The sequence below is a fragment of the Ruegeria sp. F5 genome, from assembly GCF_056533845.1.
Map to the genome: position 1 here is coordinate 300,026 of NZ_JBQFOU010000003.1, position 20,289 is coordinate 320,314.

At 59.6% G+C, this 20,289-nt stretch carries 16 protein-coding genes; 7 read left to right on the forward strand and 9 right to left on the reverse strand.

The window, feature by feature from the left end; genetic code table 11:
- Nucleotides 1-48: 48 nt before the first annotated feature.
- The 8 genes from ACR0K1_RS06410 to pyrH all read right to left on the reverse strand — a co-directional run bounded on the left by ACR0K1_RS06410 (nucleotide 49) and on the right by pyrH (nucleotide 10,022).
- Nucleotides 49-2,484, reverse strand: coding sequence for a DUF3772 domain-containing protein (locus ACR0K1_RS06410; protein WP_480849314.1), 2,436 nt, complete (start codon nucleotides 2,482-2,484; stop codon nucleotides 49-51).
- Nucleotides 2,484-3,518, reverse strand: a complete 1,035-nt coding sequence (locus ACR0K1_RS06415; RefSeq protein WP_480610399.1) for a cysteine synthase A — start codon at nucleotides 3,516-3,518, stop codon at nucleotides 2,484-2,486. Before ACR0K1_RS06415 ends, ACR0K1_RS06410 begins: the two co-directional genes overlap by 1 nt.
- 68 nt (nucleotides 3,519-3,586) lie before the next feature.
- Nucleotides 3,587-4,702, reverse strand: a complete 1,116-nt coding sequence (locus ACR0K1_RS06420; protein ID WP_480610397.1) for an NUDIX domain-containing protein — start codon at nucleotides 4,700-4,702, stop codon at nucleotides 3,587-3,589.
- Between the two features lie 30 nt (nucleotides 4,703-4,732).
- Nucleotides 4,733-5,173, reverse strand: a complete 441-nt coding sequence (locus ACR0K1_RS06425; RefSeq protein WP_480610395.1) for a TrgA family protein — start codon at nucleotides 5,171-5,173, stop codon at nucleotides 4,733-4,735.
- 15 nt (nucleotides 5,174-5,188) lie between these two features.
- The gene (locus ACR0K1_RS06430) at nucleotides 5,189-6,397 is read right to left on the reverse strand and encodes a class I SAM-dependent methyltransferase (protein ID WP_480610393.1); all 1,209 of its coding nucleotides are present in this window, start codon (nucleotides 6,395-6,397) and stop codon (nucleotides 5,189-5,191) included.
- A gap of 69 nt (nucleotides 6,398-6,466) precedes the next feature.
- Nucleotides 6,467-7,888 (reverse strand): cryptochrome/photolyase family protein, encoded by a 1,422-nt coding sequence (locus tag ACR0K1_RS06435; RefSeq protein ID WP_480610391.1) that lies wholly within the window; start codon nucleotides 7,886-7,888, stop codon nucleotides 6,467-6,469.
- Between the two features lie 45 nt (nucleotides 7,889-7,933).
- On the reverse strand, nucleotides 7,934-9,160 hold the full coding sequence (locus ACR0K1_RS06440) for an aminotransferase class V-fold PLP-dependent enzyme (protein ID WP_480849318.1): 1,227 nt from the start codon (nucleotides 9,158-9,160) through the stop codon (nucleotides 7,934-7,936).
- 109 nt (nucleotides 9,161-9,269) lie between these two features.
- Nucleotides 9,270-10,022, reverse strand: a complete 753-nt coding sequence (gene pyrH, locus ACR0K1_RS06445; RefSeq protein WP_480610387.1) for a UMP kinase — start codon at nucleotides 10,020-10,022, stop codon at nucleotides 9,270-9,272.
- A gap of 96 nt (nucleotides 10,023-10,118) precedes the next feature.
- On the opposite strand from pyrH, the gene miaA reads away from it, so the two are divergent.
- The 5 genes from miaA to ACR0K1_RS06470 all read left to right on the forward strand — a co-directional run bounded on the left by miaA (nucleotide 10,119) and on the right by ACR0K1_RS06470 (nucleotide 17,858).
- Nucleotides 10,119-11,012 (forward strand): tRNA (adenosine(37)-N6)-dimethylallyltransferase MiaA, encoded by an 894-nt coding sequence (miaA, locus tag ACR0K1_RS06450; protein WP_480610385.1) that lies wholly within the window; start codon nucleotides 10,119-10,121, stop codon nucleotides 11,010-11,012.
- 351 nt (nucleotides 11,013-11,363) lie between these two features.
- On the forward strand, nucleotides 11,364-13,034 hold the full coding sequence (locus tag ACR0K1_RS06455) for an ABC transporter substrate-binding protein (RefSeq protein ID WP_480610383.1): 1,671 nt from the start codon (nucleotides 11,364-11,366) through the stop codon (nucleotides 13,032-13,034).
- Between the two features lie 120 nt (nucleotides 13,035-13,154).
- The gene (locus ACR0K1_RS06460) at nucleotides 13,155-14,201 is read left to right on the forward strand and encodes an ABC transporter permease (RefSeq protein WP_480610382.1); all 1,047 of its coding nucleotides are present in this window, start codon (nucleotides 13,155-13,157) and stop codon (nucleotides 14,199-14,201) included.
- 13 nt (nucleotides 14,202-14,214) lie between these two features.
- Complete coding sequence (locus ACR0K1_RS06465; RefSeq protein WP_480610380.1) at nucleotides 14,215-15,678, forward strand: ABC transporter permease; 1,464 nt, start codon at nucleotides 14,215-14,217, stop codon at nucleotides 15,676-15,678.
- A gap of 92 nt (nucleotides 15,679-15,770) precedes the next feature.
- A complete protein-coding gene (locus tag ACR0K1_RS06470) occupies nucleotides 15,771-17,858 on the forward strand; it encodes a dipeptide ABC transporter ATP-binding protein (RefSeq protein WP_480610378.1) in 2,088 nt (695 codons plus the stop codon).
- A gap of 63 nt (nucleotides 17,859-17,921) precedes the next feature.
- On the opposite strand, the gene ACR0K1_RS06475 is transcribed toward ACR0K1_RS06470, so the two are convergent.
- The gene (locus tag ACR0K1_RS06475; RefSeq protein ID WP_480610376.1) at nucleotides 17,922-18,500 is read right to left on the reverse strand and encodes a lytic transglycosylase domain-containing protein; all 579 of its coding nucleotides are present in this window, start codon (nucleotides 18,498-18,500) and stop codon (nucleotides 17,922-17,924) included.
- Between the two features lie 203 nt (nucleotides 18,501-18,703).
- Here ACR0K1_RS06475 and ssb point away from each other — a divergent pair, with 203 nt between their 5' ends.
- A complete protein-coding gene (gene ssb / locus ACR0K1_RS06480; RefSeq protein ID WP_480610374.1) occupies nucleotides 18,704-19,192 on the forward strand; it encodes a single-stranded DNA-binding protein in 489 nt (162 codons plus the stop codon).
- A gap of 18 nt (nucleotides 19,193-19,210) precedes the next feature.
- On the forward strand, nucleotides 19,211-20,281 hold the full coding sequence (locus ACR0K1_RS06485; protein WP_480610373.1) for a site-2 protease family protein: 1,071 nt from the start codon (nucleotides 19,211-19,213) through the stop codon (nucleotides 20,279-20,281).
- Nucleotides 20,282-20,289: the final 8 nt, after the last annotated feature.

The window sequence follows — 20,289 nt, forward strand, 5'->3', positions numbered from 1 at the left end:
GGTGAATGGGGCGAATTTCAACCTTTGCCGGTCGGATCGAAAACACCCCTAAATCTCATCCCCATCCCCGTCGGACAGGTCGGCTTCGGTCATGTCGACCGGGGACGATGATGGTGTCTTTGGTTGATCGCTTTCAACCTTGGCAGCCGGTTTTGCGGGCGAAGCCGGGGCACCCAGAGCTTCCGGGCTACGCAGCCACACGTCACGCTGGGCAAAGGGAATTTCAATGCCTTCTTCAACGAAGCGCCTGTTGATTTCGTGGTTCATGTCGGACTTGACCGACAGGACCCAGTTCACGTCCCGCAGGATCGCCCTGATCTCAAAATCCAGAGAATCCGCTCCAAAGCCCTGAAACACGACGCTTGGCGCAGGATTGGCAAGAACCATGGGATGGTTGTTGGCAATCTCTCCCAGAATTTTCTCGACCCGCCGCGTATCTGTCCCATAGGCGACGCCAACCGGCACGATCACGCGACCGACGGTATTGCCGCGTGTGTAATTCGTGACGACCCCGCTGATAAGGTCCGAGTTCGGGACGATGACATCGGTTCTGTCGAAGGTTTCGATCCGTGTCGAGCGGACCGAGATGTCGCGCACATAGCCCATCATCCCGTTCACATCGATCCAGTCCCCTTTCGAGATCGGACGCTCCACAAGCAGGATGATGCCCGAGACGAAATTCGACACGATGGTCTGCAGACCAAAGCCGATCCCGACCGACAAGGCACCGGCAACGATGGCCAGCGACGACAGATCGAACCCGGCGACCACGATTGCCGATAGCGCGGCCAGAAAGACCCCGACATAGCCGGTGCCTGCCACGATTGCGTTCTGCCCACCCGGATCGATTGTGGTTTTCGGCAACAGGGAATTGCGTAACCCGCTTTGCAGCAACCGCGTCAGCCCGTAGCCGATGGTAAATATCACCACGAAGGTGAAGAAGTTGCTGGGCGAGATGGTGACGCCACCGATATCGAAACCCAGCAACAGCCGCGACCAGGCCTCGGACAGGTCGGTTTCGCGCGCGCCCCAATAGATCGCCAGAACAGGCAGAGCCAAAATCGCCATCGCAAAGCCGATGAGCACGGCGAACAGCGACTCTTTCGCCGTCTCACCCTGCCCGGTGATCCAACCGTAGACCGCGGTCAGGAACCGCTGCACGATCACCAGCGCTGCGATCAGGACCAGAGACCTGACTGCCGGATAGACGATGGCTTCGGCGGCATTCGTGTACCCCACGACGGCCAGAATCGGACTGACAATTCCCAGCAGGAACAGGGCGCGGCGCAAAAATTCGATCAGTTGGCCCAACCCCGCACCACGCGTGGTGGCGGTTGGCTCGTCGGAAGTGGCCGCGGTCTCGGAACTACGGACCTTTCGGACGCGCAGCAGCACCAGCGCCGTGGCGACGGTGACAGGGAAACCAACCACCGCCCGGGTCGCGTCCGAGATGTTTTCGATCTGATCGAACAGATCCACCATTTCGTGCAGGATCAGCAAGATCGCCAGCAGGTCGAGGTAGACCCGTATCTCGGCCACGCGATTGGCGCTCAGCCGTTTGAACCCCTGCGCCTGTTGCAGCACAAAGACCTGACGGCCAATCCAGTCGTAGTAAAGAATGATCGCCGCCCAATACGGCACTTTTTCAATCAACAGCGTGCCGCGAAAACCCGGCACGCCGGTCAGGACAATGGCTTCGACAATCAGCCAGACGCCCAGCCAGGGCAGGATAATGCGCAGCAGCGAGGTCAGAAAGGTCCAGACCCCACTGCCCTGCCCGCCCAACCGGCGCATGTAACTCGCGGCCAGTTCGGACCACGTTTTTCCGTAGAACAGCAGGACACCGGCGAATAAGACCAGCAGGAAGATTCCCAGACCCTGATTGCGCAGCTTTTCGTGAACCACATCGGTCTGAAAGTTGTTGCGGGCCTCGTTGAACAGGCTGCGCGCGGCCTCGACGATATCCTGCCAGGCCGGTCCCCAATAGACCGGATTGATCGGGGATGGGCCACGTTCCAGCAGTTCTTTCTTTTGGCGATTCCGCAGCAAATGATCGATCTCGGTGATCAGACCATTGGCGCGGCTGAACGCCTCTTCCGAGATGATTTTCGGCACCTGAAGCGCGTTCAGCTGTTCTTCCAGATGGGCGCGCAAATTTGCGATGTCTTCGGGTTCGGCCACATCCCCTTCGGGCTTGGGCCCAAGCGCGTCCAGCTGCGCCTCAAGCGTCTGAATGCGTTCGGTATTGGCCCCCCGCGCGCTGTTAAACTCATCCCGGTAGCTGTGGATTTTCGCCCGCAGATTCTCGAGCGTCGCATTCGGGGCGCGGTCGGCCTCGATCATGGATTCGGCAAGATCCGCCGTCTTGATCCAGCCCTGATAATATTCGCTTTGATCGTCGTTTAGTTGGGCCGCAACGGGGCCGCCCAGAACAATCAGGCATGTCAGGACAAGCGCAAAAAACCAGCGGACCCGCCGCAGCATCATACGTCCTCGAAGACGCCGGGAATGCTGCGCGGGGCTTCGGTCATCCAGTCGGGAACCGGCAGTTCCTTTTCGCGCAGGAATTCAGGGTTGAACAGCTTGGACTGGTAGCGCGTGCCATAGTCGCACAGGATGGTCACGATGGTATGGCCCGGCCCCAGATCCTTGGCCAGACGCACCGCGCCCGCCATGTTGATCGCGGTCGAGCCGCCCATGACAAGGCCCTCGTCGCGCAGCAGATCAAAGATGTAGGGCAGCGCCTCGTTATCGGTCATCTGATAGGCATAGTCCGGCTTGAACCCTTCAAGGTTCTTGGTGATGCGCACCTGCCCGATCCCCTCGGCGATCGAGCCACCCTCCATCGCGATCTCTCCGGTGGTGTAATAGGAATACAGCCCCGCCCCCATCGGATCGACCAGAGCGATCTTGACGCCCTTGGGCTGCAACGCATCCGCCACACCGGCCAACGTACCGCCCGACCCCACGGCAGACACAAAACCGTCGACCTTGCCACCAGTCTGTTCCCAGATTTCCGGCCCGGTGGTTTCCACATGCGCCTGCCGGTTGGCCACATTGTCGAACTGATTGGCCCAGATCGCGCCATTGGGTTCGGTTTGCGCCAGTTCCTCGGCCAGACGGCGGGAATAGTGCACAAAGTTGTTCGGGTTGCGATACGGCGCGGCCGGAACCTGCACCAGTTGCGCCCCGGCAAGGCGCAGCATGTCTTTTTTCTCTTCCGACTGGGTTTCGGGGATCACGATCACGGTCTTGAACCCCATCGAGGCCCCGACCAGCGCCAAGCCAATGCCCGTGTTGCCCGCCGTACCTTCGACAATCGTGCCGCCCGGTTTCAGCTCGCCCCGCGCGACCGCATCCCGAATGATGTAAAGCGCCGCGCGGTCTTTCACGGACTGGCCGGGGTTCATGAACTCGGCCTTGCCGAGGATTTCGCACCCGGTCTCTTCACTGATGCGGCGCAGCCGGATCAACGGTGTTTTTCCTACTGCGTCGGCAAGGTCTCGTGAAATGCGCATGGCACCCTCATGTCATTTGGTATCAAAGGAGATTTACAGCCGCGATCCAACAACCACAAGCGCGATAGTCAGGACCGCAGCCGGTCGCGGTGGCGCGCCAGCCAATGCGACAGGTTCAGCAGTTGTAAGTCCTTGAAAACATGCCGATCAACCATGTCGATAAATTCATCGTAAGGCAGGATCCGGCTGCGAATGTCCTCGCCCTCGGCCTCCACCCCACCGGCTTCTGCCGTTTTGGTCAGATCGCCCAACCCGACATAGAAATACAAGTAGCCCGTGGACGACCCGCTTGAGGAATAAGCCCCGCCGGCATATTCCAGCGCGTCAACCTTGACGCCGGCCTCTTCCATCATCTCGCGATGCGCGGCCTGTTCGGGCGTCTCGCCGGGGTCGATCATCCCCGCGACGGCTTCCCACAACCAGGGTTCCGGATCGTCGATCAAATAGACCGGAGGTCTGAACTGTTCGACCAGCAGAACCAGATCGCGCACTGGGTCGTAGGGCAGCACAGCCACGGCGCTGCCCTGCATCAGGCTGGCGCGTTTCAGAACCGGGCCCATGGTGCCATCATGCTGGCGGTGCTGAAGATCGATTTCCTCCATCCCGAAATAATCGACATAGGCGCGTTTGTGGCGATGCACGATCACGTCCTTGGCGGGATCTCTGGGATCACCGGTTTTGCGTTGCCGCGCCATCAGCTTGGCCCAGGCACGGGTCTGAATGGCCCGCACATTGCGCACCATGTCCTGCGGATCGATACGCCCGAAATAGGCCATCTCTTCTTCGGCGGCCAGAACGGTCAACTCGCCCCGGGCATCCACCCAATCTTGCAGCGACCACACATCGCCTGCCGTCCATGTGCCCGGGGCCGGAAAAAAGACCTGTGCTTCGGCGCGTGTTCCATCGTCCAGATTCACCTGCAGCGGTTGCAGATCATAATCGAACCCGCCTTCGTAATAGGCCAGCCGCTCGATATCGCCCTTAGTCAGGCCGCGAACAAAAAGCCCCTGCGCCGTGCCGCCCGGTTCCTTGCGGATCATCGGGAAATCTTGCCCCTGCACCGCGCGCACGCAATGATCCGGAAGGCGCGCTGAAAATGTCTGCAGCGAGGACGCCTCGCGCCCGAGGACACGTTCAAGAAGCGGTACGTGCCGCAGCGTGCCGTAGAAGAACAAATCTGACACGGAATGATACTCTCATGTTGGGGATGCAGTTTACCGCCAGCGGCGGCCCGCTTCTTCGGTTGCCAGACCGGCGATCAAAGCCCCGACGGCCAGCGTGATCAGAATTTCCGGAACCAGCAATTGCTGGCCGAATTCGATGCCGATGACGAAAATGGCTTTCACAGCCTCGAACGGGCCGTCATAGCGATGGCGCATCGCTAGGCGGAACATCTCGTTGCAGCCCTGCACGAACAGGGCCCAGAACACCAGCGAGGCCACACCCGTCAGGCCATTGTTTACGCCCGCTGTCCAACCCCTGCCCGCGCGCTTGCCCATGATGGCCCAGCCGCAGATCCAGCCCAACGCGATGTTGACGTACACGAAATAGCCATAGTCTTTGCCCTCGTCCCCGTTGTCCATGATCATGCCGGACACGATAAAGGCCACCACCACAAGACATACAGCGGCAACTAATCGCGGGGCATTGGGCATTCCGGGGTCCGTTCGTTAACTTGGCTTTGCTATTGTGATCTGTGTCACATCGCAATTACCGGTGTCAAAGGCTGCGCCGCATGCGGTCAAATAATAATTCCACATGCGGCGAAAACGCTCATCAAACCCCAATTCCGAAATCTGATCCCATTTGTCATTGAACGTGTCGTACCAACGGCGCAGCGTCAGGTCGTAACTCTGGCCGAACTCCTTGGATCGCACGACGTTGAGACCGGCCTGATTGATCTCTTGTTTCAGGATTGTGGGTGACGGCAACATGCCACCCGGAAAGATATATTTCTGAATGAAATCAACGCCGTTTTTGTAAAAGTCCCACCGGTGATCGCCGACGGTGATGATCTGCAGCGTGGCCTGCGCGCCCGGCTTCAGCCGCTCTCGCACCGTTTCGAAATAGACCGGCCAGTATTTCTGGCCAACCGCCTCGAACATCTCGATCGAGGCGATGCCGTCATATTCGCCGCGCTCATCACGGTAATCCTGCAGCTTGAACTGAACAAGATCGGAAAGTCCTGCGTTTTCAATTCGTTTTTTGGCGAACTTCAACTGTTCCTTGCTGATGGTCAGACCCGTGACCCGCAAGCCACGCTCTTTGGCGGCATATTCCGCGAAACCGCCCCAGCCGCAGCCGATTTCAAGGATGTGATCGCCGGGTTTGGCCCCCATCTCATCCACAAGGCTGGCATACTTGGCGGTCTGCGCCTTCTCAAGGCTCTCCTGCCCGGTTTCGAACAAGGCGCTGGAATAGGTCATCGTGTCGTCTAGCCACAGACCGTAGAAGTCATTTCCCAGATCGTAGTGGTACGAGATATTCTTTTTCGCCTGCGTACGATTGTTTCGATGCAGCCAGAACCGCAGCCGCTCATAAGCCTGCACAAGAAACCGCCCGGTGAAACCGTCATAAACCGTTTCCGTGCCCAGATGCACGAGATCCATGAAAGAGCGCAGGTCGGGCGTGCTCCAATGGCCGTCCAGATACGCGTCAGAAAACCCCAGTTCGCCCTCGCGGATCAAGCGCGCGAACACGTCGCCGTCATGGATATCGACCTGCGCGACGGGCCCCGGCTTTTCACCTTCGCTGCGGAAGGTGCGGCCATCGGGCAGAGTGATGTCCAGCCGCCCGGACTCCATCTTGCCCAGCATTCTGAACACCTGCGCGAAATATCTGGGCAGGTTTTTCTGCCCCTCGGTGGTTGTCAGGATCATCCGCTCTCCCCTCTGCGGTCTGTGATAAAAGCTAGGGCGGGATTCCGTTTGTGGCAAGTTTTCAATTCCTTACCGGCTTTTTCGGCCTTCATACGCCGCAAGCGCGCGGCGACGCCCCTCAGCCAGATCAACAACGGGCGGTGGGTAGTCGGCACCGCGCCGCAATCCCCATGAGACCGGCACCGCATCGAAATAGGAAAGCGCCGTTTCGGTCGGATCGGCTCGCCCTTCAGCGATCCAGCGCCGCAGATAGGACCCGTTTGGGTCGAAACGTTCTTGCTGAGTCTGCGGGTTGAAGATCCGAAAAAAGGGTGAGGCATCCGGGCCGGACCCGGCCACCCATTGCCAACCCATCGCATTGGCCGCCGGGTCCCAGTCGATCAGGCAGTCCTCGAACCACTGCATTCCGATTTTCCAATGAGTCATCAGGTGCTTGGTCAGATAACTTGCCACAATCATGCGGGCGCGGTTGTGCATCCGGCCCGTGACGTACATTTCGCGCAGACCTGCGTCGACAACGGGAATGCCGGTTCGGGCCCGCCGCCAAGCTGTGACATGCTGGTGTCCGGCATCCTCATTCCATGGAAACGCGTCCCAGTCCGGCTTCCAGTTCCCGGTCAGCAGATGCGGCGTGTGATACATCAGGTGATACGCAAACTCACGCCACACAAGTTGGCGCAGGAACGCCCCGGTCCCCGGCGTGCCCATCATTGCGGCGCGCTGGACGAAGTGCCAGACGCTGCGCGGCCCGATTTCCCCCAATGACAGGTATTCCGACAAGTTGGACGTGCCATCAAGGTCCAGCCGGTCCCGATTATCGGAATACTGGCCGACATTAGTCAGGAACGCGTTCAGATGCTCATGAGCCGCGTGTTCACCCGGTTGAACATAGGGGCGCACAACCTGCGCACCGCGCTGCATTCCGGCCCCCATGGCCCAATCGTCAAGCCTGTCGGACGCAAGCCATGCATCAGGCGCGTTCAGCCGGGATGGGGGCGCATTTGGGGCCGGAACGTCCCGGTCCTGCACCGCCCGCCACATCGGCGTGAATACGCGAAAGGGTTGGCCGGTTTTGGTGGCAACCGTCCACGGTTCGAACAAAAGGTGCCCTGCGAATGACTTCGCATTCACTCCAGAGGCAGGCAGGGAAGATTTGACCTTGGTATCCCGCGCAATCGCGTCCGGGTCATAGGCGCGGGTCCAGTAGACATCCTTCGCCCCCGTCTCGGCCACCAAACGCTGCAGTTCGCGCAAGGCCTCGCCCCGGCGCAGGATCAGGCGGCTTCCCAGTTGTTTCAGCGCGGCAGAAAAGACCCCCAGCCCCTGCCCCAGACGCCATTTCGGGGCCGCGCCCAACCGCTCAGCAAGTTCGTCCAGAATGTAAACCGGAAGGATCGGACGGCCCGTTTCCACGGCCGCCTGCAATGCAGGGTGATCCGAGACACGCAGATCGCGCCGAAACCACAGTATGACCGGAGGTTGCGTATCCATGACTGCCCGCCTTTTTCCTGTTTACGAGGCAGGTCAAGGCCCGGATCATAAAACGCGATCAAGGGCTTCCAAAAGCTGATCAATCTCGTGCTTTGCCGTGTAATGCGTGAAGCTGACCCGCAACACGCCCTGCGCCGGATCGACCCCCATCGCCTGCAACGGACGCACGGCGTAGAAGTCCCCGCCACCGGCCATGATGTTGTGCTTTGCCAGTTCGGCGGCGACAGGTTCTGCCGGACAACTAAGCGCAACGGCAACGGTCGGAGCCCGCCGGGTGGCATCTGATGTACCGATCAAACGCACAGCGTTTCTGTCCTTCAAAGCATCCAGCACGGGTTGCAGCAACTCGACCTCATGCATTCGCATCAAGTCGTGAACAAAGGCCCCCTGCGCCGCTGCGCCGCTTTCTGGCCCGCCGTGATGCGCGCTCAAAGCCTCGATGTAATCCGCCATTCCGGCGCTTGCCGCGATCTGGGCGTGGTCCGGACCTGCCGGGGTGAACCTTTTGTAAAGTACATCGCCGTTAAAGTAATGCGCCTGGTTTGGCAGCAACTCTCCGACTGTGCGCCGGATGACCATCAGGCCCTGATGCGGGCCATAAGTTTTGTAGGCCGAGAACAGATAGATATCCGGCCCCAGATCGCCCACGTTCGGGAACCCGTGCGGCGCATAAGACACGCCATCGACGCAGACAAATGCGCCCGCCGCGTGGGCGATTGCCGTGATCTCGGTCACCGGATTGATCTCACCCACGACGTTCGAGCAATGCGGGAAACAGACCAGACGCACCTTTTCGTCCAGCAATTCCTCAAGGTCCTGCGGGTTCAGAGAGCCGGTCTCGGGGTCGATCTGCCATTCCCGCACCTCGACGCCATCATCCGCCAAACGCCGCCAAGGTCCGGAATTGGCCTCGTGATCCTGATTGGTCACCACAATCGCCTCGCCGGGGCTCAGCCACTGCCGGAACGCCTGCGCCAGAACATAGGTGTTTTGCGTGGTCGACGGGCCAAAGCTCAGCTCATCCGTATCGACGCCCAGAATTGCGGCCAATCGGGTGCGGGCCTCGTCCATCTCTTCGCCCGCCAGACGGCTGACCTCAAACGGGTGATCGGGTTGAACTTTACGCTGAACGTAGAACCGGGTCAGCCGGTCTATTACCGGCTTGCAGGTATACGAGCCACCCGCGTTTTCAAAAAACGCCTGCCCCTGCAGAGCGGGTTCGGAAAAGGCCGGGAATTGCGCCCGAACGAAATCGATATCCAGAGTGCTCATGGCCACTCACTCCTCATTCGTCTTGTAGAGATGCCTGCTGGCAGCGCCGGATATGTCGGACGTTGCAGCGGGTCTTCTGGTCTGGCCGAGTTAGGAATACGACAAGACTTCAGCCCTGAACTTTGGTGTATGTGCCCTCGCCCGCCAGAATGCCCCGGAACCCGCCCGGCTCATCCAGCCCGAACACAATCAGCGGAAGGTTGTTGTCGCGCGCCAGCGCAATGGCCGAGGCATCCATGACGCGCAACCGTTTGGCCAGAACATCGTCATAAGAAACAGTGTCATAGCGCACGGCGTCGGCGTGAACCTTGGGGTCTTTGTCATACACGCCGTCCACACCATTCTTACCCATGAAGATCGCCTGACAGGCCATTTCGTTCGCGCGCAGGGTCGCGGCGGTATCGGTGGTGAAATACGGGTTGCCGGTCCCGGCTGCAAAGATGCAAACCCGTTTCTTTTCGAGGTGGCGCACCGCGCGGCGGCGAATATAGGGTTCGCACACTTCATCCATGCGGATGGCCGAGATGACACGGGTGAACACTCCGATTTCCTCAAGCGCGGACTGCATTCCAAGCGCATTCATGACCGTTGCCAGCATTCCCATATAGTCCGCCGTCGTCCGCTCCATCCCCTGGGCCGAGCCGCTGAGGCCGCGAAAGATGTTACCGCCGCCAATGACCATGCAAATCTCAACGCCCAGATCGTGAACCGACTTCACCTCTTGCGCGATGCGCTGAACGGTCGGTGGGTGCAGGCCGAATCCCTGATCGCCCATCAACGCCTCGCCCGAGATTTTCAACATGACACGATTGTACTTGGTTTTCGGGGGTTCGGCGGTTTCGACGGGCTGGGAAAGGGTCATGTTGCGCTCCGGGCTGGCACGGGTTTATTTGCGGCGCAAAATGAAGCAAAAACACCGCAGGTTCAATGCGGATACTGAGGAATAAGGCAACCCGGAATGACCAATAGCCCGGCTGCGGATATTTGGGACAGGCTTCCGCCGATCCCGCAGGACAAGCCGGTGCTGATCGCCGGTCCGACGGCCTCGGGGAAATCCGCGCTGGCGCTGGAGATTGCCGACAGGTTCGGAGGCGTCATCGTCAATGCCGACGCCAGCCAGGTTTACGACTGCTGGCGGATCATCTCTGCACGCCCGTCGCCCGAGGAAGAAGCACGCGCGCCGCACAGGCTCTATGGGCATGTCGCCTATGATCAGGACTATTCCACCGGTCATTGGCTGCGCGAAGTGATCCCCCTGTTGGGCGCGGATCAGCGACCGATCATCGTTGGCGGCACGGGGCTGTATTTCACCGCCCTGACCGAAGGCATGGCCGAAATCCCCGCTACGCCGCAGGAAACCCGCGCGACCGCCGATCAGATGACGACCAAGGCATTGATCGCGGGCGTGGACGCGGAAACGCTTGGCCGGATCGACACAGACAACCGCGCCCGCGTCCAACGCGCTTGGGAGGTTCAGCAGGCCACCGGCCGCAGCCTTGCATCCTGGCAGGCCGATACGCCACCGCCGGTTCTGCGGTTGGAAAACACGATTCCCATTGTCTTTGACGTTGAAAAAGACTGGCTTTTGAACCGCATAACGCGCCGTTTTGATTTGATGCTCGACATGGGCGCGCTGGACGAGGTGGCGGCGATGCGGGACCGGTATGACCGGTCTCTGCCTGCCTGCAAGGCGATAGGCGTGCCGGAACTCATGGCCTATCTGGACCGGGAAATGACGCTGGAACAGGCGCGCGAGCGGGCCACGATCTCAACCCGTCAATTCGCGAAGCGCCAGCGCACCTGGTTTCGCGCCCGGATGAAGAACTGGAATCACATCGATTTCTCAAAATGATACTTCCCACTGTTGATTCGGCGGCGGGTTAACTAAGCGCGACCGCGGGCTAGGCTGACAGTTTTCCCGGCAAACGACAGATTGTTCCCCGGTCGGCACCGTTTCAATCCCCCCGACAGCGCCCCTGTTGCTCTGCCAGCAAAGGCGAGCGCATCGTCCGGATGTCGCTTTTAGACCGTGAATGTCGATTTCCAACATTGACCTATAGGGAATTCTGGTGCCGAATATGGCCATGGGGATGTTGAGAATCCAAAAAAGAAAACCCATCGACCTACCCTTTGGCGCTCACCACGCCGGGTAGATCAATAACTTCACGACAAAAACAAAGACCTCACAGGGAGAAACACAATAATGAAAAATCAGACTTTGACCGGCTCACCGGTTCATTGGGCTGCAGAAATGCACGCGAAGGAGTATCGCGAAGGCAATCTGAACCGACGCGAGTTTCTGGCGCGTGTAACCGCGCTGGGTGTGGCCGTGCCGGCGGCCTATGGCATGATCGGTCTGCAAACGCCTGCCGCAGCGGCGGAACCGCAGCGTGGCGGCACCATCCGCTATCAGATGGAAGTGCGCGCCCTGAAAGACCCGCGCACCTTTGACTGGACCCAGATCGCGACCTTCACCGCAGGTTGGCTGGAGTACCTTGTCGAATACAACAACGACGGTTCGTTCAAGCCGATGCTGCTGGAAAGCTGGGAAGCCAATGACGACGCCACCGAATACACGCTGAACGTCCGCAAAGGCGTGAAGTGGAACAATGGCGACGATTTCACCGCTGAGGACGTGGCGCGCAACATCACCGGTTGGTGCGATTCGTCGGTTGAAGGCAACTCGATGGCGTCGCGCATGGCGTCGCTGGTTGACGAAAGCACCCAGAAAGCTGCGGATGGTGCCATCACCGTTGTCGATAGCCATACCGTGAAGCTGAAGTGCAATGCGCCGGACATCACGATCATCCCCGGCATGGCCGACTATCCGGGTGCCATCGTCCACAGCAGCCATGATCCCGACACTATGCTGGACAATCCGATCGGCACGGGCTTCATGATCCCAGAAAGCCACGAAGTCGGCGTTAAGGGCGTACTGGTTCGCAACGAAGGTTTCGACTGGTGGGGCTATGAGGCCGGCAAAGGCGGCTATATCGACCGGATCGAGTTCATCGACTACGGCACCGACCCCGCAGCTTTCCTGGCCGCGTACGAGGCCGAAGAGATCGACATGAACTGGGAATCGGTTGGCGAATTCGTCGATATCTTTGACGGCATCGGCCTCGTCCGCTCGGAAATCCCGTCGGGCTTTACCATCGTCATTCGTCCGAACCAGCTGGCCGAAGACGCCGATGGCAACAAGATCTACGGCGACAAACGCGTGCGTCAGGCGCTTGCCATGGCGGTCGACAACGCGGTCTGTCTTGAGCTTGGCATGTCCGGCTATGGTATCGCGGCCGAAAACAGCCATGTTGGCCCGATGCACCCCGAGTATGACTCGTCGATCACCCGTATTCCCTACGATCCGGCTGCAGCCAAGGCGCTGATGGACGAAGCGGGTATGGGCGACTTCGAACACGAAGTACAGTCGATCGACGATGACTGGCGCCGGAACACCACCGCCGCGGTTGTTGCTCAGCTGAACGACGCGGGCATCAAGGCCAAGCACACGGTTCTGCCGGGCTCGACTTTCTGGAACGACTGGACCAAGTACCCCTATTCCTCGACCAACTGGAACCACCGTCCGCTAGGCACGCAGATTCTGGCGCTGGCCTACAAGTCAGGCGTGGCGTGGAACGAATCCGGCTTCGCGAATGAGGAATTCGATACGCTTCTGGCCCAGGCGAACTCGATCTCGGATGTGGATCAGCGCCGCGAAGTCATGGCCAAGCTGCAGGCGATCATGATCGAAGAAGGCGTTGTCATCCAGCCTTACTGGCGGACCGCGATGCGCCACCACCGGGACAATATGGTCGGTGTCGAGAAACATATCGCAGACCTGCCGCAACTTTATAAATTCGGCCTCGTTTCCTAAGCCGAAGTTACAGGGGCCGCGCCATTCAGGTGCGGCCCTTTCGTCCTGCATACGGCGACATAAAAACAGCGACGCGTGAAACCATGACGAATTCACGCTGGCCGACCAACAGGGGCTAACATGGGACTTTTTATTCTAAGGCGCGTCGGCATCATGCTTTTGACAGCATTGTGTCTGACATTCCTGGTCTTCTTTCTGACCAACCTCTACCCGAACCTCGAAAAGCTAGCCAAAACACAAGGCAACTTCCGCATGTCGGACGAGCAAGTCGCCAGCTTCCTTGAGAAGGGCGGGTATCTTCAGCCGGTGCCGATAAAATACGGTGAATGGCTGGGCGTTCTGCCGTCCTACCGGCACACGAATGACGACGGCACCGTTCAGGGCAGATGCATTCTGCCGGGACAGTCCGCCGAAGAGGCACCGAGTTTCTGCGGTATCCTGCAGGGGTACTGGGGGTATTCGACGGTCTTTAAAGAAGAAGTCTCGACCGTTGTCGGCAACCGGCTGGCTCTGACCGGTCGGCTGATGTTCTGGGTGATGTTGCTGATGGTCCCCTCGGCCCTGATCCTAGGCATTCTGGCGGGGATGAAAGAAGGATCGGCCACCGACCGCACGCTGTCGACCTTTGCGATCACGACGACAGCGACGCCAGAATATGTTTCGGGCGTGATCTTCATCGCGATCTTCACCTCATCCGCAGTCGGATTGAAATGGTTCAAGGGCACCGCCACACAGGCGATGGAGAACCCGACATTCGAGAACTTCTTTCTGCCGGTGCTGACCATCGCGCTTTACGGGATGGGCTATATCGCCCGCATGACCCGCGCCTCGATGACCGAGGTGATGACGGCGCAATATATCCGCACCGCGCGTCTGAAAGGCGTGTCTTTCCCGAACATCGTCATGAAACACGCGCTGCGCAATGCGCTGATCGCGCCGTTTACCGTCATCATGCTGCAGTTCCCATGGCTGCTGAACGGCGTGGTGATCGTCGAAACCCTGTTCAACTACAAAGGGTTCGGCTGGGCGCTGGTTCAGGCGGCGGGCAATAACGACATCCAGCTCTTGCTGGCGATCTCGGTCGTGTCGGTCTTTGTGGTGCTGGTGACGCAGCTGATATCGGATATCGGCTATGTCTACCTTAACCCGCGCATTCGCATCGCTTAAGGAGGGATAGATTATGGAACCACTTACCTGGACCGGCTCTATCGCCTTCCTCAACCCGATCTTTGCGCTTGCGCTGAGTCTGATGGTGCTGTCCATCGTCGTCTGGATGCTGGCCAGCATCGTGCTGCCCGAGGATCAGATGACGGTCAACCCGGATGGCACGCTGACCTCGAACTCGAACGCCCGGATCATGATACAGTTCGCGCTGCGCTACAGCTTTCTTGCCAGTGTCGGGATCGCGCTTGCCTATATCGTCCTTGGCATCCTGATGGGCACCGGCGCCGGGATCATCGGCGCGATTTCCCAACAGTTCCTGCCGGTTTGGCTGTCGCTGATCATTCTTTATGCCATGTCGATCGCTTTCAAACGCAAGCTGGGCCTGTATGGCAAACTGTTTGACAGTCCCATCGGCATGATCGGTTTTGGCCTTGTGATGTTCTGGGTTTTCACCGGGATTTTCGGCGCGCTTGACCTGATCGTGACACATGACTCGCTGTCGCAGGTCTCGGGCATGAAGAACAAGGTGCCGGGAACGCCCCTGCCCAATCTGGAAGAGGGTCAGTACGCCTGGTATCTTCTGGGCGGTGACAACCTGGCGCGCGACGTCTTTAGCCGCATGGTCAAAGGCGCGTGGATCGTAGTGCAGATCGCACCACTGGCGACGATGTTTGCGTTCATGGTCGGCATCACGCTGGGCCTACCCGCCGGTTATTATGGCGGACGGCTGGATACGCTGCTGTCCTTCCTGGCGAACCTGATCCTGGCCTTCCCCGTGATCCTGCTGTTCTACCTGCTGGTGACGCCCGAGATCGTTGCGACCGGTGTGCCGAACTATATGGCGGCCGTGCTGTTCGTGTTCCCGATCATCTTCCTGGGCGTCCTGCTGAACTCGCGGTACTACACGCGGCCGAACTTCCGGACGCCGCTGTTGATCGGGGTTCTGGGCGTGGCGCTGTGGCTCTATCTGTCGCTGATTTCGACCAAGGGCTACATCATCAACACCGACAGCTACAGCATCTGGGGACTGCCGACCTATCTGGATCTGTTCGACATTCCAGGCGGTATTCTGGTGGTGTTCGTCTCGGTGGTGTTCGTGAACTCACCCACGGTGTTCCGCATCGTGAGGGGTCTGGCGCTGGACATCAAAACCCGCGACTACGTGGCTGCGGCGCAAACCCGAGGCGAAGGCCCGTGGTACATCATGCTGTGGGAGATCCTGCCCAACGCACGTGGCCCGCTGATCGTCGATTTCTGTCTGCGCATCGGCTACACGACCATCCTGCTGGGAACCTTGGGTTTCTTCGGGCTGGGTCTGCCGCCGGAAAGCCCGGACTGGGGGTCCACGATCAACGAGGGGCGCAAGCTTCTGTCGATCTACCTGCACCCTGCCCTTCCGCCTGCGCTTGCCTTGTTGTCACTGGTTCTTGGTCTGAACCTGCTGGCGGACGGTCTGCGCGAAGAAAGTCTGAAGGACTGATGTGATCAAGGCCGGGGGCTCTGCCCCCGGAACCCCGAGATATTTTTAGCCAGATGAAGGGGATCCCCCGGACTCTCGCGAGGAGTAACAAGATGAACAAACTGGCGGATTATGACGGGCCAATTCTCGAGATCGACAAGCTGTCGATTTCATTCTTTACCCGGCTGAGGGAAATTCCCGCCGTGATGGATTTCTCTGTCAGCGTGCAGCCTGGTGAGGCTGTGGGGCTGGTGGGTGAATCCGGTTGCGGCAAGTCTACGGTGGCGCTGGGCGTCATGCAGGATTTGGGCAAGAACGGACGCATCGTGGGTGGCACGATCAAGTTCAAGGGCCGCGATCTGAGCGAGATGACGACCGAGGAACTGCGCGACATTCGTGGCAACGAGATCGCGATGATCTATCAGGAGCCGATGGCCTCGCTGAACCCGGCGATGAAGATCGGCAAGCAGCTGATGGAAGTGCCGATGATCCACGAGGGCGTAGGACAGGAAGAGGCATACGCCCGCGCGCTGGAGGTGGTGACAGATGTGCGCCTGCCCGACCCCGAGCGGATGCTGAACTCGTTCCCGCACCAGCTTTCGGGCGGGCAGCAGCAACGCATCGTGATCGCGATGGCGCTGATGTCGAAACCGGCGCTTTTGATTCTGGACGAACCGACGACCGCGCTGGACGTGACCGTTGAGGCCGCGGTGGTCGAACTGGTCAAGGATCTGGGCAAGAAATACGGCACCTCGATGCTGTTCATCTCGCACAACCTTGGTCTGGTTCTGGAAACCTGCGACCGGCTCTGTGTGATGTATTCCGGCGAGGCGGTCGAGCGCGGCTCGATCCACGATGTGTTCGACGAGATGCAGCACCCCTACACGCAGGCGCTGTTCCGCTCGATCCCCCTGCCTGGTGCCGACAAGAATGCACGGCCTCTGGTGGCGATTCCGGGGAACTTCCCGCTGCCGCATGAACGCCCGCCGGGGTGTAACTTTGGCCCTCGCTGCGACTATTTCGAGGAAGGTCGCTGCGATGCACAGGCCATTTTGATGGAAGCCGTTCCCGGCAATGACCGTCACCACACCCGGTGTCTGAAGTTCAAAGAGATCGACTGGAACGCGCCGATCACCGTTGGTGAGCAGAAAGAAAAAGCCGAAATTGGCCGCACTGTCCTGAAGATGGACAACCTCAAGAAATACTATGAGGTCGCCGCAAACGCCCTGTTCGGCGGTGGCGCAACGAAGGTGGTCAAAGCCAACGAGACATTGAGTTTTGAGGCGCATGAATCCGAAACCCTTGCCATCGTCGGTGAATCCGGCTGCGGCAAGTCGACCTTTGCCAAGGTTCTGATGGGTCTGGAAACCGCCACGGACGGGCAAATCCTACTGGACAACCGCAACATCGAAGCCGTGCCGATCGAAGAGCGCGATGCCAAGACTGTGGGCGAGGTTCAGATGGTGTTCCAGAACCCCTTTGACACTCTGAACCCGTCGATGACGGTGGGCCGGCAGATCATCCGGGCGCTGGAAATCTTTGGCGTCGGCAATTCCGAGGCCGAGCGTAAGAAGCGGATGCTGGAACTGCTGGATCTGGTGAAGCTGCCTCGTGCCTTTGCAGACCGCATGCCACGGCAGTTGTCGGGCGGGCAGAAACAGCGCGTCGGCATCGCCCGTGCCTTTGCCGGGGACGCGCGGATCGTTGTGGCGGATGAGCCGGTCTCGGCGTTGGACGTGTCGGTTCAGGCCGCCGTCACCGACCTGCTGATGGAGATTCAGCGCGAACACAAGACCACGCTGCTGTTCATCAGTCACGATCTGTCGATTGTCCGCTACCTCAGCGACCGGGTGATGGTGATGTATCTGGGCCATGTGGTCGAGCTTGGGTCGACGGATCAGGTATTCGCACCGCCCTACCACCCCTATACCGAGGCGTTGCTGAGCGCGGTGCCCATCGCGGATACGTCGATTGAAAAGGAACATATCGTTCTGGAAGGCGATATTCCGTCGGCGATGAATCCTCCGCCCGGTTGCCCGTTCCAGACGCGGTGCCGCTGGAAGTCCGAGGTTCCGGATGGTCGGTGTGAATCGGACGTGCCTCCGGTCAAGACGCTGGCGGACGGGCATCAGGTCAAATGTCACCTGGCCGAGGATGTTCTTGCCCGTATGGAGCCGGTTATCAAAATCGCCGCCGAATAACGGAAGCGGAAACGAAAAGGACCAGCGCTGCGCTGGTCCTTTTTCATTCCATGAGGCTAAGCGTCAGCCGCCCCAGATCACCCGCACATAGTTCTGGGTTTCCTTGTATGGTGGCACACCGCCATGCCGTTCCACAGCCTCGGGGCCTGCATTGTAAGCGGCCAGCGCAAGCTTCCAGGATTTGAATTTCCGGTACTGCCAGGACAGGTAGCGGGCGCCACCCTCAAGGTTTTGCTTCGGGTCATGCGGGTTTACGCCCAACAACTCGGCCGTCTGCGGCATCAGCTGCGCCAGACCCAACGCCCCTTTGTGGGATTTCGCATGCGGGTTCCAGCCGCTTTCCTGTTGAACGAGGCGCAAAAACAGATCTTCGGGCACGCTGTGCAGGCGCGCGGCGTTGCGGGCCAGTGCCAGATACTCACCCCGATACTTTCCGGTGTAGCGCTTGTTGAACGTGCTCTGCGATGTCTTCGGCTTAAGCCGCGCGGAATCGCGGTATTGCGTCGCGGCGCGACCGTCCAACACTTTGGCCTGCTTCAGAAAAATGTCCTTACGGCTTTTCGAGGACAGCGTTTCCGCCTGCGCAGGGCCAACTGCCAGCGCAAAACACGCAACCGTAAAACCAACTACCAGAGATCGCATAAATGCCTATCCTGCCCGTTCAAAACCAGTCGGAGTATAGGTATTCCAGACAAAAATGAAAGCTTGGTAAAGGCCACCCTAAGAAATCAGCCCGCAGGTGTGGCTATCAACCATGTTTTAACCACGATGCAGGCCGTATAGGGTCACTCTGAAACACAGCGCCAGATTCGGCGCATCCTAGGTAGAACAGAACGGGGAAATATATGGCAGGCTCAGTCAACAAGGTCATTCTGGTGGGCAATCTTGGCCGCGATCCTGAGGTCCGGACATTCCAGAACGGTGGAAAAGTCTGCAACCTGCGCGTTGCGACCTCTGAGACATGGAAAGACCGCAACACGGGCGAGCGCCGGGAACGCACCGAATGGCACACCGTCGCAATCTTCAACGAAGGCCTGGTTCGGGTGGCCGAGCAATATTTGCGCAAAGGGTCCAAGGTTTATCTGGAAGGGCAGCTTCAGACCCGTAAGTGGCAGGATCAATCCGGTCAGGATCGCTACTCGACCGAGGTCGTTCTGCAAGGGTTCGGCTCGACTCTGGTGATGTTGGATGCGCGCGGTGAAGGCGGCGGCGGCCAGTCGGGCGGATATGGCGGCGGACATGGCGGCAGCGGGTATGGCGACCCCTATGGCGGCCAGTCCAGCGCGCCTGCGCCGGCCTCGGGCGGAATCGACGACGACGAGATTCCGTTCTAACCAAAACGGAGACACAACATGACATGGTCCTTCTCACTCGGCCGCCTGCTTGGGTCCGAACTGAGGGTCCATGTCACCTTTTTCCTGCTTTTGGCCTGGATCGGGTTTGCCGCCTATAACAATGGCGGCTGGCCCGCAGCGGTCGAAAACCTGATTTTCGTTCTTCTGCTTTTTGCCTGCGTCGTGGCACATGAATTCGGCCACGCGCTGATGGCGCGGCGCTATGGCATCAAGACCCCCGACATCACCCTGCTGCCCATCGGCGGGCTGGCGCGGCTGGAGCGGATGCCCGACAAACCGATGCAGGAGGTCTGGGTGGCGCTGGCCGGACCTGCCGTCAATATCGTCATATGGCTCGTGCTGGTCGTTCTGGGCGCTGGCATGCCTTATGAAACCATCACCCAGATCGACTCGCCCAATGCGGGGTTTCTGAACCGGCTGGCCTATATCAACCTGCTGCTGGCCGCGTTCAATATGATCCCCGCCTTCCCGATGGATGGGGGCCGTGTGTTCCGGGCGTTGCTGTGCCTGCGGATGGACCGCGTCAAGGCCACCCGCGTTGCGGCCTTGGGCGGACAGATCGTCGCCGTCGGGCTCGGGTTTCTGGGGCTGAGCTCTGGCAACCCGATCCTTGTCCTGATCGCGGTTTTCGTGTTCATCGCAGCCAATGCCGAAAGCCAGGATGTTGCGCTGCGATCCGTGGCGCGCCGCGTTTTGGCGCGGGATGCCATGATCACCGAGTTTCACGCCCTGTCGCCGCAGGATTCGCTAAGCACGGCGGCGCAGGCGGTCATTCACACCACCCAGCACGAGTTTCCGGTTCTGGACGCCGAGGGTATCCTGCTTGGTTTCGTCACCCGCGACCGGCTGTTTACCGCGTTGGCCGGGGATCATCCACGCTCGGACCCGGCGACGTCGATCATGGTCACAGACATTCCGCAAGTCGCCCTGACCGCCGGGTTGGAAACCGTTCTGAAAGGGTTGCACAACGGCGCTCCGGCCATCGCCGTTCTCAGCCGGACGGGGCGTATGGTAGGGTATATCACGCGCGAGAATATCGGCGAGCTGATGGTGATCCGGGGGCGTTAAAACGCTTG

Bases quoted from the DNA above. Each gene is read 5' to 3' on its own strand.
- ACR0K1_RS06410 (WP_480849314.1), bottom strand. From the start codon at position 2,484: ATGCTGCGGCGGGTCCGCTGGTTTTTTGCGCTTGTCCTGACATGCCTG.
- ACR0K1_RS06415 (WP_480610399.1), bottom strand. From the start codon at position 3,518: ATGCGCATTTCACGAGACCTTGCCGACGCAGTAGGAAAAACACCGTTG.
- ACR0K1_RS06425 (WP_480610395.1), bottom strand. From the start codon at position 5,173: ATGCCCAATGCCCCGCGATTAGTTGCCGCTGTATGTCTTGTGGTGGTG.
- ACR0K1_RS06430 (WP_480610393.1), bottom strand. From the start codon at position 6,397: ATGATCCTGACAACCACCGAGGGGCAGAAAAACCTGCCCAGATATTTC.
- ACR0K1_RS06435 (WP_480610391.1), bottom strand. From the start codon at position 7,888: ATGGATACGCAACCTCCGGTCATACTGTGGTTTCGGCGCGATCTGCGT.
- ACR0K1_RS06440 (WP_480849318.1), bottom strand. From the start codon at position 9,160: ATGAGCACTCTGGATATCGATTTCGTTCGGGCGCAATTCCCGGCCTTT.
- pyrH (WP_480610387.1), bottom strand. From the start codon at position 10,022: ATGACCCTTTCCCAGCCCGTCGAAACCGCCGAACCCCCGAAAACCAAG.
- miaA (WP_480610385.1), top strand. From the start codon at position 10,119: ATGACCAATAGCCCGGCTGCGGATATTTGGGACAGGCTTCCGCCGATC.
- ACR0K1_RS06455 (WP_480610383.1), top strand. From the start codon at position 11,364: ATGAAAAATCAGACTTTGACCGGCTCACCGGTTCATTGGGCTGCAGAA.
- ACR0K1_RS06460 (WP_480610382.1), top strand. From the start codon at position 13,155: ATGGGACTTTTTATTCTAAGGCGCGTCGGCATCATGCTTTTGACAGCA.
- ACR0K1_RS06465 (WP_480610380.1), top strand. From the start codon at position 14,215: ATGGAACCACTTACCTGGACCGGCTCTATCGCCTTCCTCAACCCGATC.
- ACR0K1_RS06470 (WP_480610378.1), top strand. From the start codon at position 15,771: ATGAACAAACTGGCGGATTATGACGGGCCAATTCTCGAGATCGACAAG.
- ACR0K1_RS06475 (WP_480610376.1), bottom strand. From the start codon at position 18,500: ATGCGATCTCTGGTAGTTGGTTTTACGGTTGCGTGTTTTGCGCTGGCA.
- ssb (WP_480610374.1), top strand. From the start codon at position 18,704: ATGGCAGGCTCAGTCAACAAGGTCATTCTGGTGGGCAATCTTGGCCGC.
- ACR0K1_RS06485 (WP_480610373.1), top strand. From the start codon at position 19,211: ATGACATGGTCCTTCTCACTCGGCCGCCTGCTTGGGTCCGAACTGAGG.